Consider the following 12,072-nt stretch of genomic DNA (forward strand, 5'->3'; position numbering starts at 1 on the left):
TTCTTATACATCATGATGTAATAAACCCAGTGTCGCTTTACTATCATCTGCTTTAACAGCTTGATAAACAGCTTTCCAAGCTAAGGTTGCACACTTGATCCGAGCCGGAAATTGTGCAACACCAGCTAGAATCGTCGCATCACCCAGCAGTTCTTCAGTCTCATCTGTTTCTTTACCAGTAACCATTTCAGAAAAGGCAACCACCATTTTAGCGATTTGTGCGGGCGTCTTGCCAATAACTTCATCGGTCATCATACTTGCCGAGGCTTGACTAATTGTACAACCGGAGCCTGCAAATGCAATATCAGCTACCTTTCCATCTTTTAATTCAACTTCTAACGTTAAAACATCCCCGCACGTCGGGTTTCGTAACTCAATTTTTTGCGACGTCTTTTTTAGTGAACCATGGTGATGGGGATGAGCTGCATGCTCTAAAATCATTTGGCGATATAAGTTTTCTAGCTTAGATAGTGCCATTTTTAAAGAACTCCTTCGTAGCTTTGATTCCTTCAACCAAACGCTGTCCATCTGCTAACGTATTATACAAATAAAAGCTTGCTCTGACAGTTGCTGGAACCTTTAAATAAGCCATTAGCGGCTGTGCGCAATGATGCCCTGCACGAGTCGCAATTCCTTCCATATCAAGAGCTGTCGCGACATCATGCGGATGAAGATTATCCAGATTAAACGCAATAATCCCCGTGCGTTCCTGTGCCTCTTGCGGGCCGTAAATTGTTAACCCCTTAATCTTACTCAACTCAGGAAGAATTGCTTGCATAAGAACTTGTTCATGTGCTTGAATATTATCCATCCCAATTTTTTCTAAATAATCAATGGCTGCTCCTAAGCCAACTACACCAGCAATATTCTGAGTGCCACCCTCGAATTTCCAAGGAGCTGCTTTAAAAGTCGTTTTTTGCAGTTGTACCCAGTCGATCATTTCACCGCCAAATTCCAGTGGTGACATTTCTGCCAATAAGCTGCTCTTGCCCCACAAAATACCGATTCCTGTCGGTGCAAGTAACTTATGTCCTGAAAAGGCAAAGAAATCTGCTCCTAATGCTTGAACATCAATCTTCATATGCGGTGTCGACTGTGCACCATCAACAATCATTAGTGCATTATGTTGATGTGTTATATGAGCAATTTTAGCAATTGGATTGACAACCCCTAGGACATTGGAAACGTGTGTTAATGCGACGATCGCGGTCTTATCAGTAATCTGCTGTTGTACACTTTCCATATCAAGCTGTCCGTCAGCTTGAAGTGCAATATATTTAAGTTTAGCGCCAGTCTGTTGCGCCAACTGCTGCCACGGAACAAGATTGCTGTGATGCTCCATGTATGAAATAACGATCTCATCACCCACTTTGACATGGTTGCGACCATATCCAGCAGCTACCCAATTCAAGCCCTCCGTTGTCCCTTTAGTATACACAATCTCATCTTTGCTTGGTGCATTAATAAAGTGTGCCACTTTGGTTCGAACGTTCTCAAAGGCCTCTGTTGCCCGCTCTGCCAGAGTATGTACCCCCCGGTGAACATTAGCATTATCATGATAATAGTAATTTGTAACAGCTTCTACAACCGCCCGCGGCTTTTGAGTCGTTGCGGCATTATCCAGGTAAACTAAACGTTCGTCATTAACTTTTTGATTTAATATTGGAAAATCCTTTATATAATCATTCATCTTTTTGACCATCGATCAGCTTCCTTTCAATTGTCAGCTTCAGCTGCTCACGGATCGCTTTTGATGGGATAGTCGCCAGGACCGGGCCCAAGAAACCGATAATAACTAATCTCTCTGCCATTTTCTTCGGTAGTCCGCGACTCATCAAGTAGTAAAGCTGCTCCTGATTAACCCGGCCAATACTTGCGGCATGACCAGCTGTTACATCATTATCATCAATTAACAAAATAGGATTAGCATCACCTTTAGCTTTATTTGAAAGCATTAGAACACGGCTCTCTTGTTGCGCGTCTGCTCCTTTAGCACCTTTAATAATATGTCCAATACCATTAAAGGTTAGCGTTGAACGTGATAAGATAACTCCGTGTTGTAAAATGTGCCCAATCGTATGCTTCCCCCTATTAGTAACCCGGGTGTCAATTCCCTGGACTTGTTTCCCAGTTGAGATAGCAACGATCTTCACCTCAGAATGAGCACCATCCCCAACCAAGTCAGAATCAAAATCGCCAACAATTTTGCCATCATTCATCATTCCCATTGACCAATTGATCCGTGCATCTTTTTCAAGGTATCCCCTACGGTTAAGATAGGTTGTCGTCTTCACCCCTAAGCGATCAACACTAGCGAACTTGACATGGCTATTTTCCTGCGCAATTACTTCAACGATGATGTTGGCAGTTGTCGCTTCTGTCCCAATTGTTTTTAGGTTCTCAAGGTACGAAAACTCACTATTTTCGCCTACTATAAGCATTACATGGTGTACATAATCAGCTTTCGTCGTAGCATCTTGAATAAAATAACTAGTAAAAACGTCTTTTAAAATAACATTCTTAGGAATATAAATAAACAAGCCACTCGTCATGTATGCCACATGTTGTGCTGTTAAACGATCTTCATCAAACTTAACTGCTTTCTGCATAAAGTACTTCTGTACCAGCTCACCATGTTCATGAAGTGCTGTCTGCCAGTCACAGATAATTACGCCTTGATCTCGCATCTCTTGGCTTAGCTTCAATTCCAAGGTTGCTTGCCCAACTTGGACAACCATATTTTCAGTCTGTTCAAAATCATTTTCTTCCAATAATTCTTTTTGAACATTCCTTTTCTCTAAAGGTTGCTGCAACTGGATCGGCCAACGCTGGTACCTAATTTTTTCAAAAGATGGAAGCTCTAACTCAGCTGCTTTTTCTAACGACTGGATCCTTAATTCTGTAAACCAAGCAGGCTCTGCCGTTTCCTTGGCATATTCAGCAATTGCTGGATATTTCTTCACATCAATCGTCATATACTCACATCTCCCCTACGCTTCTTCATCCACTAATTTAATGTCCAGGCCTAATTCATCCCGCAAGCCAGTATATCCTTCATCCTCAAGCCGTTTAGCCAGCTCAGGTCCACCTTGCTTAACGATTTTTCCGCCCATCATAACATGAACAACATCTGGAACGATATAATTTAACAAGCGCTGATAATGTGTAATAATCAATGATCCAAACTCTGGACCACGCATCTGATTAACTCCACGTGAAACAACCTTTAACGCATCAATATCCAAGCCTGAATCGATCTCGTCTAGAATAGCGAATTTAGGTTCGATCATCATTAACTGCAAAATTTCATTTCTTTTCTTCTCACCGCCGGAAAAGCCTTCATTCAAATAGCGATCCGCCATTTCTTCAGTCATATCTAAAACTTGCATTGTTTTATCCAGTTTCTTTAAGAACTTACGAATTGAGAGCGACTTATCTTCTGGCAAGCGAGCATTTACAGCCCCCCGAATAAACTCTGCGTTAGTTATCCCGGGAATCTCTGCTGGATACTGCATCGCCAAGAAAAGGCCCGCACGTGCGCGTTCATCAACTGGCAGATCAAGAATATTTTCACCATTCAACAAAACCTCACCTTGTGTGACTTTATAGGCAGGATGACCCATAATAGCCTGTGATAATGTTGATTTCCCAGTTCCATTTGGCCCCATAATAGCGTGAATCTCACCCGTGTTCATTGTCAGATTGACACCCTTTAAAATCTTCTTACCATCGATCGATACATGCAAATCCTTAACTTCAAGTTTTGACATTGACGATTCCCCCAATTAATGTATGCTAACATTCTATCCCAGCTGCGAATCATTTTCAATTGATACTAGTTATCACAAATTGACATAAACCACTTACTTAGACCGTTTTTAGTGGTTATTGCTGTCCCTTTATTTATCAAAACTAATTATCAAGTAGCTATTTCCATTCAGCTTCATAAACATTTTCTTTAAAACCACATGTCACATGATCCCCTTCAACTAGCAATGGTCTTTTAATCAACTTACCATCACTTGCTAGAAGCCGACTTGCCTCTTGAATATCCATTGTTGGCACTTTATTTTTAAGTTGCAACTCACGGTATTTTATACCACTAGTATTAAAAAAGTATTTAAGCGGACGTTCGCTGTTCTTAATCCATTCAGCCAGTTGCTTTGCTACAGGTGGCTCTTTGATAAGATCTATTTTTGTATATTCTACTGCGTTTTCATCTAACCATTTCTGTGCCTTACGACAAGTGCTGCACCTGTTATAACAATAAAATATTTTCATACTGCTAACTTCCCTTCGACTGACTCTTTACCTTATTATACAAAAAAAGACCAACTATAAACATAGTTAATCTTAATCCGTTCTTTAATGAAATTCCTTACTACTACTAAACATGTAACTCTTATTATGAAAGCGCATCGACATAATTAAACCTATTCCAATCATATTCCCGATCAGAGCTGAACCACCTTGACTAATGAAAGGCAAGGGAATCCCTGTTAATGGTAAAAGACCGATACTCATTCCAATATTTTCAAAAACATGGAAGAGGATCATCATAATAACGCCCGTCGATATATACGCATAAAACTCATTCTTAGTATCAAAAGTAACTTGAATCATTTGAAAAATCAGTAACAGGTAGATGAAAATCAAGACACAACCACCGATAAAGCCAAAGTTTTCACCAATAACTGAAAAAATCATATCAGATTCACGTACCGGCACGTAAACCTTGGAAACATCAAACCCTTTTCCCAACAAACTGCCTGAACCAATGGCCTTCATACTCTGCCACAACTGGTAACTACTGCCAGAAGTACTAGCTGAAGGATTTAACCAAGCTTCAACTCGATCAAACTGATAAGCTTTGAAACCAAAGTTCATTAAAATATTTCGTCCGTAGACAACTAAGAAAATAGCTGTTCCACCAACTACAGTAGCAAAGGTAACAACAGGTACAATAATTTTCCATGTGATTCCTGAAACTAAAATAACACCACCTAAAATGGCAAAAAAGACAAGCATCGTCCCAAAATCATTTTGGAGTTTTAATAAAACTGCAATTGGCAGTGTCCAAGCGATCATCTTACCCAATAAACGCCAATCAGAATTCGTTGTGTGCACAGGGTACTCACTATTATGCTGTGACACAACTCGCCCTAAGATTAAAATATACGCAGGTTTCATAATCTCTGACGGCTGAAAAGTCAGTCCCGCAATAGAAAACCAGCTTTTTGCGCCCGTACTATTAAAATATGCTCGGCTATAAAAAACTAAGACCAGCAATAGGAGTACAATCCCTACCCCATATACAACGGGTGCCAACTTCCATAACTGTTCAGCATCAAATTGCATAATGATAACCACTGCCGTCGTTCCAAGAACGTACCACACGACCTGCATAATTATTGCCTTCATAATACTTGTTGTACTAGTATCATGTTTGGCAGCAACATAAATTGATGCCATTCCGATTACAGCCAGAATCAGTACCGAAAAAATAATACCGTAATCAATACGCGAATCATCATTATCCGCCCTTGTCAGTTGTTTTTCTGCCAAAGCTGATCCTCCTTCTAAACAAATATACACTTTTTACTTTTAAGATAATAAATGCCGACTAAGATACTAAGCTAGTCGGCAGAGATACCTAATTAACTCGATGTAGATGGTAGTTGCGAATCAAAATATTGACTGCTTCTTTTTGAGAACTTGCCTTAAATGTTTCACCATTAGGTAAAGATGCTACAAAACGCTTGCCATCCTGTGTAACGGAGCCAATCTCATTTTGTTCCGTCTTCAATTCTAAGACGACATTACCGTTAACCATCTTTTCTTCTTCAAAGACCTCAATATTCTTTTCTCTTCTTGCCACAGTATTCCTCCTAAATAATACTTTACTTTGGAGCTTTTCGATTTCGTTTTAAGCTAAAATGATCTGGAACCGGATCATATCCTCCACGAACAAAGGGATGACAGCGTAAAAGCCGCGCGAGTCCCATCAATGTTCCCTTTAATGCACCATGCTTTTTTAAAGCTTCCAGCATATAATGCGAGCAGGTTGGATAATAACGACAGCTTGGAGGAAACAAAGGGGAAATAAACTTTTGATAGCCGCGAACCAACATTATCAGTAAGCTTCTCATTTACTTGCCTACCGCCCTTCTTTTCGATACAAACTCGACCCGAACAGCTTACTTCTTAGCCTTTTTACTCTTAGTAATATGGTCTAATAAGAAACCAGTTCCTAAAGCGACGTCATCTAAAGGTGTGGAAGCAACCATAACTGGAACTTTCAAGTTATCGGAGAATAATTGATCAATCCCGTCTAATAATGCACCACCACCAGTTAGAATTACTCCGCGATCAATAATATCAGCAGCTAATTCTGGTGGTGTCTGTTCCAGAACTTCTTTAGCAGCTGCAATTACTCCCAGCATCGTATCACGCAATGCCTGTTCAATCTCATCAGAGGATAACTTAATTGTCCGTGGTAAGCCATTAACGATGTCACGCCCTCTAATCTCCATCTCTTTTTTACGGTGCCCCGCAACAACAGTCCCGATTTCCATTTTAGCCTTCTCAGCTGTCCGTTCACCAATCTGGAGCGAATGTCTCTTTTTAACATAAGCTGAAATATCACTGCTTAAGCGGTCACCCGCAACACGCAAAGAACGGCTAACAACGATGTCGCCCAATGAAATTACGGCGATATCACTTGTTCCACCACCAATATCAATTACCATGTTTCCATGCGGTTGGAAAATATCAAGACCTGCTCCGATCGCAGCTACTTTTGGCTCTTCTTCCAAGTAGACATTCCCACCACCAGATTTTTCAGCAGCTTGGCGAATTGCTTTGCGCTCAATTGAAGTCGTGTTGGTTGGGCAACAAATCAAAATATTAGGCTTAGACATAAAGCCCTTAACGTTTAATTTTTTTATAAAGTATGAAAGCATTTGCTCAGTTATATCAAAATCAGCGATTACACCGTCTTTAAGCGGGCGAATCGCACGAATATTACTTGGAGTACGTCCAACCATTTTGTACGCTTCCGAACCCACTGCCAAGACGCGTCCCGTATGCGTATCGATTGCAACTACTGAAGGTTCATTTAAAACAATGCCCTTACCTTGCACATTGATTAAAACATTAGCAGTTCCCAAATCGATACCAATATCTTTAGCCATAATTACTCTCCTTCAATAAATTGGATGTATAGTTGCACAATCATTTAGCACTAGCATAGATTATATGCAAAAAATCATTACCATTATAGCACAAATCAACTTGCACAAAAATACACAATCAGCTGTCGAGACTAAACAATATAAAAAATTAAGATTAGTATAGCTGATACTGAGTAGTAATTAGGCAGTGATTACTTTAAACATGACTGTTTTTATACACTTGATAAGCTTCACAACTTTCATCATCGATTCGTTTTATCTCAGCACCCAAACCAGCTAATTTCTGGTGGAAATTATAGTAGCCACGATCTAAGTATTTCAGTTGGGAAACTTGTGTGTAACCTTTTGCGACTAAGCCGGCCAAAATCAATGCGGCAGCTGCTCGGAGGTCAGTTGCTTCGACCTCTGCGCCATGAAAATCTGTTGGTCCCTGCAATGCAACTGAATTACCTTCAACATTGAACTTAGCATTCATACGACGCAACTCTTCGAGGTGCATAAAACGGTTTTCAAAAACGGTTTCTGTTAATATACTTGTCCCTACTGCCATTAATTGCAACACTGAAAGCTGCGGCTGCATATCAGTTGGAAAACCGGGATGCGGCAATGTTTTCACTGAAACAGGCTTTAATTTATCTGTTCCAATAATTCGAATTCCTTCATCACATTCAATAACTGTTACACCCATCTCTTCTAGTTTTGAGATAAGTGGTTTATTATGTTCTGCAATAGCATTTTTGATCAACACATTTCCTCTGGTTACAGCTGCAGCTACCATGAAAGTGCCTGCTTCAATCCGATCTTGAATAATCGTATGTTGTACACCATGCAAGCTCTTAACCCCAACAATCTTAATCGTTTCTGTTCCCGCACCAGTAACTTTGGCACCCATTCGGTTAAGGAAGTTAGCTAGATCAACGATTTCAGGTTCACGTGCAACATTCTCAATGATAGTTGTTCCTTTAGCTAGTGTCGCTGCCATCATAATATTTTGTGTTGCACCAACACTCGGAAAATCAAGGTAGATATTTGCTCCCACCAGGCCAGTCGTGAAAGCCTCAATATAACCATCATGCTGTTCAACCTGTGCGCCCATTGCAGCCAAGCCCTTTAAATGTAGATCAATCGGTCGTGAGCCAATAGCACACCCACCAGGCATTGCAACCTTAGCATGCTTTAATCTCGCTAAAAGAGGGCCAAAAACAACGATTGAGGCCCGCATCTTGGAGACATATTTAAATGGTGCTTCATACGAAGGTTGAGCTGTTGCATCTAAAGAAACAGTTTTCTTCTCTTTATCCATCGCAACTTTAACGTTTAAAAAACGGAGCATATTATTCATCATATGAACATCTGACAAATCTGGAACATTCTCTAAATAAGTTTGCCCTTCACTCGCTAATAACCCAGCTGCCAAAATAGGTAGAACTGCATTTTTGGCTCCTTCAATTCTAACTTCACCTTTTAATGGTTTCCCACCGCGCACGATAATTTTTTCCAATACAATTCCTCCAAAAATGTCTTATTATTCGACAACTAATTAATTTCACGATAATAAAAAACAATTACGAAACATATGCTCGATCAAAGCTAAAGCAAATATGTAAGATTACGGACATTATCAACAAAGCTGAGGAAGAAAGAGCTGCAAGTATAGCCGATTGTAATTGCGAGCATTACTAACAAAATATTAAAATATTTTTGCCGACTCGGAGTTACCCACCGATCGAGACGTAAAGTCTGCAAACTAACAAACGCTAAAGTAATAAAAACGAAGTGACTCACTAATGTTAACAAAGCTAAAAAGCCATAATACTTCATTAAAACAACCCCTTATTTCTTTCAGACTAATGATAGCATAAAAAAAATCACCCGTCTCTAAAAATGTAACTAATTTGTAATATTTTAATTATTTTTCCATTTAACAGTATATCTTACAAAAAAGTTCCTAAAAATACCCCTTTAAGTACTCCAATACAAAAAAAGCTAAGGCATAGGCAAACTATGTCTTAGCTTTTTTCAAAATATTTATCCAATCCAATTAAGTAGTACTTAATGTTTTGAGATGTTTAACCGATTAACTGCCCGCCGTAGCGAAACCTCTGCACGACGCAATGTATCTGTATCATGTTCTTGTTTTGCACGTACTAATTTTTCTTCAGCACGTTTACGAGCACGTTCGGCACGCTCAGAGTCAATATTCTCTTTACGTTCAGCACTATTAGCAACAACTGTCGCAGTATTATTAGAAAACTCAACAAAACCACCACTAACGGCAATTTCCTCAAATTTATCCTCAGTTCCTTCAACCTTCATCCGAACTTCATCGATTTGAAGAGATGCAAGCAAAGGAATGTGATTCGGTAAAACACCGATCTCACCAATAGTTGTCTTAAAAATAGCCATTGTAGTCTGTCCTTCATAGACACTACCATCAGGAGTAACAATATTAACTGTCAAAACAGATTGCTCAGCCATTAAACGTTACCTCCTTATTTACTAGCCATTTTCTTAGCCTTTTCAACTACTTCTTCAATACGTCCAACTGAACGGAAAGCATCTTCTGGAAGATCATCATATTTACCGTCTAAAATGTCTTTGAAACCCTTGACTGTTTCTTCGACTGGCACATATGACCCAGGGACACCTGTAAATTGTTCAGCAACTGAGAAGTTCTGTGATAAGAAGAATTGAATACGACGCGCACGTGAAACAATTACTTTTTCTTCATCAGAAAGTTCGTCCATCCCTAAAATAGAGATGATATCTTGCAATTCACGGTACCTTTGCAAAACATGTTGAACCTCAACAGCAACTTCATAGTGTTCTTCACCAACAGTTTCAGGTTCAAGTGCACTTGAAGTTGATGCCAATGGATCAACAGCAGGATAGATACCTTGCTGTGTTAAACTACGTTCTAGGTTAGTCGTAGCATCCAAATGGGCAAAAGTCGTTGCTGGAGCTGGGTCAGTATAATCATCCGCAGGTACATAGACAGCCTGAATAGATGTAACTGAACCTTTTTTCGTTGAAGTAATACGTTCTTGCAGTTGACCCATTTCAGTTGCTAATGTTGGTTGATAACCAACAGCTGACGGAATACGACCAAGTAAGGCTGAAACTTCTGAACCAGCTTGCGTGAAGCGGAAAATGTTATCAATAAATAATAAGACATCTTGTCCCTCAACATCACGGAAGTATTCAGCAATTGTCAATCCAGTCAAAGCAACACGCATACGTGCACCAGGTGGCTCGTTCATCTGACCAAACACCATGGCAGTCTTCTCAAGAACACCAGAGTCTTTCATTTCGAAGTAAAGATCATTTCCTTCACGTGTCCGTTCTCCAACACCAGTGAAAACTGAAATACCATTATGTTCTTGAGCAATATTATGGATCAACTCTTGAATCAAAACGGTCTTCCCAACACCGGCACCACCAAAGAGTCCAATCTTTCCACCTCTAACATAAGGTGCAAGAAGATCAATAACTTTAATACCTGTTTCAAGGATTTCAACCCCAGTATTTAATTGATCATATGCTGGAACATCACGATGAATTGGATCGCGACGGGCATTCTTATCAAATTCCGGACCATTATCAATGGTGTTACCTAAAACATTAAACACTCTTCCTAATGTATCTTTACCAACAGGAACACTAATTGAAGAACCTGTATCCTCGACCTTGGCTCCACGTTTGATACCATCCGTCGAGTCCATGGCGATCGTGCGCATAACACCATCACCTAATTCAAGTGCAACTTCAATAACTAGCTTTGAGCCGTCTTCGCGCTCTACATGAAGTGCATTATTAATGTCGGGTAAAGATTCACTAAGAGGAAATTGAACATCAATAACAGGTCCGATAACTTGGACTACTTTACCAGAACTCATCTTGTTAATTCCTCCTGTCATCCTAATCTAGGGCAGCTTGTGCACCTGTAATCTCTGTAATTTCTGTTGTGATAGCACTTTGACGTGCACGATTAAACTGTAATTCTAGTGAAGAAATAATATCCTTCGCGTTATCTGTTGCTGATTTCATTGCAGTTGAGCTAGAAGCATGTTCGGATGTTTTAGCATCTAAGATTGCTCCATAAACCAAGCTTTCTGCATATTGCGGCAACACTACTTCTAGAATTGCATCTTGTGAAGGTTCCATCTCGTACGCTGGTGCGTATCCTTCATCTGATTTTTGAGCTAAATCATTATCTCCGATATTAATCGCTGAAATCGGAAGCATTTGTTCAGCCCGAAACTCAGAAGTCAATGTATTAACAAAGTGGTTATAACAAACAAATAATTCATCATAAACTTCCTCATCATACATTCCAACAATTTTTCTAACTAACTGCTGCGTATTTCTAAACTTAGGTATATCAGTAATACCACGATATTCAAAAGCAATTTTATAACCGCGCTTTTTAAAGAAATCAGCACCAGTTCCACCTAAAGCAATGATAACAATGTCATCAGTTGTGTGACCCGCATTCTTTATCAATTCCATTGTTTGTTTGATTACATTACTATTGTAACTTCCAACAAGACCGCGGTCAGATGTGATAACAATTATCCCTGTGTGTTTAACAGGCCTTTTTGTCAACATATTAAACCCGCTAACTTGATCTTTGCCTTTTTTAGGTGTGCTGGCCGAGTCACTGACTACTTTTCCATCTAAAAGATGTGTTTGTGCCAAATGAGTAATAACACTACGTATCTTATCTGCATAGACTTGATAACTGGTTGTATGACGTTGAATCTGGCTCAGCTTAGCAGTTGAAACCATCTGCATCGCACCAGTGATCTGCTCTGTCTTTTTAGTAGAAACGATCCGTCGCTTAACTTCTTGTAAAGAAGCCCCCATTAACTCTCACCAA

The 12,072-nt window shown here is 39.7% G+C and carries 14 protein-coding genes; all 14 read right to left on the minus strand.

The genetic code is table 11. From position 1 onward, the window contains the following. Positions 1-3: 3 nt before the first annotated feature. Positions 4-477 (minus strand): Fe-S cluster assembly sulfur transfer protein SufU, encoded by a 474-nt coding sequence (gene sufU / locus FC81_RS10470; RefSeq protein WP_057746711.1) that lies wholly within the window; start codon positions 475-477, stop codon positions 4-6. Further along, positions 464-1,702 (minus strand): cysteine desulfurase, encoded by a 1,239-nt coding sequence (locus tag FC81_RS10475; RefSeq protein ID WP_057746714.1) that lies wholly within the window; start codon positions 1,700-1,702, stop codon positions 464-466. The genes sufU and FC81_RS10475 overlap by 14 nt, the downstream gene beginning before the upstream one ends. Then, complete coding sequence (gene sufD, locus FC81_RS10480; RefSeq protein WP_057746717.1) at positions 1,683-2,975, minus strand: Fe-S cluster assembly protein SufD; 1,293 nt, start codon at positions 2,973-2,975, stop codon at positions 1,683-1,685. The genes FC81_RS10475 and sufD overlap by 20 nt, the downstream gene beginning before the upstream one ends. A gap of 15 nt (positions 2,976-2,990) precedes the next feature. Beyond that, positions 2,991-3,770 (minus strand): Fe-S cluster assembly ATPase SufC, encoded by a 780-nt coding sequence (gene sufC / locus FC81_RS10485; RefSeq protein WP_057746720.1) that lies wholly within the window; start codon positions 3,768-3,770, stop codon positions 2,991-2,993. Between the two features lie 157 nt (positions 3,771-3,927). After that, on the minus strand, positions 3,928-4,281 hold the full coding sequence (locus tag FC81_RS10490) for an arsenate reductase family protein (protein WP_057746723.1): 354 nt from the start codon (positions 4,279-4,281) through the stop codon (positions 3,928-3,930). 84 nt (positions 4,282-4,365) lie between these two features. Beyond that, a complete protein-coding gene (locus FC81_RS10495) occupies positions 4,366-5,565 on the minus strand; it encodes an FtsW/RodA/SpoVE family cell cycle protein (RefSeq protein ID WP_057746726.1) in 1,200 nt (399 codons plus the stop codon). 88 nt (positions 5,566-5,653) lie between these two features. After that, the gene (locus tag FC81_RS10500) at positions 5,654-5,878 is read right to left on the minus strand and encodes a DUF2969 domain-containing protein (protein WP_057746729.1); all 225 of its coding nucleotides are present in this window, start codon (positions 5,876-5,878) and stop codon (positions 5,654-5,656) included. Positions 5,879-5,900: 22 nt separating this feature from the next. Next, on the minus strand, positions 5,901-6,149 hold the full coding sequence (gene yidD / locus FC81_RS10505; RefSeq protein WP_057746734.1) for a membrane protein insertion efficiency factor YidD: 249 nt from the start codon (positions 6,147-6,149) through the stop codon (positions 5,901-5,903). A gap of 48 nt (positions 6,150-6,197) precedes the next feature. Continuing rightward, the gene (gene mreB, locus FC81_RS10510) at positions 6,198-7,193 is read right to left on the minus strand and encodes a rod shape-determining protein (protein WP_057746736.1); all 996 of its coding nucleotides are present in this window, start codon (positions 7,191-7,193) and stop codon (positions 6,198-6,200) included. A gap of 196 nt (positions 7,194-7,389) precedes the next feature. After that, complete coding sequence (gene murA, locus FC81_RS10515) at positions 7,390-8,694, minus strand: UDP-N-acetylglucosamine 1-carboxyvinyltransferase (RefSeq protein WP_057746739.1); 1,305 nt, start codon at positions 8,692-8,694, stop codon at positions 7,390-7,392. An 89-nt stretch (positions 8,695-8,783) separates the two neighbouring features. After that, positions 8,784-9,014, minus strand: coding sequence for a DUF1146 family protein (locus FC81_RS10520; protein WP_057746743.1), 231 nt, complete (start codon positions 9,012-9,014; stop codon positions 8,784-8,786). A 231-nt stretch (positions 9,015-9,245) separates the two neighbouring features. Beyond that, a complete protein-coding gene (locus FC81_RS10525; RefSeq protein WP_057746747.1) occupies positions 9,246-9,671 on the minus strand; it encodes a F0F1 ATP synthase subunit epsilon in 426 nt (141 codons plus the stop codon). 14 nt (positions 9,672-9,685) lie between these two features. Further along, entirely contained in the window at positions 9,686-11,089 is a 1,404-nt protein-coding gene (gene atpD, locus FC81_RS10530; protein ID WP_057746750.1) for a F0F1 ATP synthase subunit beta, read from the minus strand. A gap of 22 nt (positions 11,090-11,111) precedes the next feature. Continuing rightward, complete coding sequence (locus FC81_RS10535; RefSeq protein WP_057746753.1) at positions 11,112-12,059, minus strand: F0F1 ATP synthase subunit gamma; 948 nt, start codon at positions 12,057-12,059, stop codon at positions 11,112-11,114. Positions 12,060-12,072 lie beyond the last annotated feature (13 nt).

It is taken from the genome of Liquorilactobacillus capillatus DSM 19910 (assembly GCF_001434915.1).
GTDB lineage: Bacteria > Bacillota > Bacilli > Lactobacillales > Lactobacillaceae > Liquorilactobacillus > Liquorilactobacillus capillatus.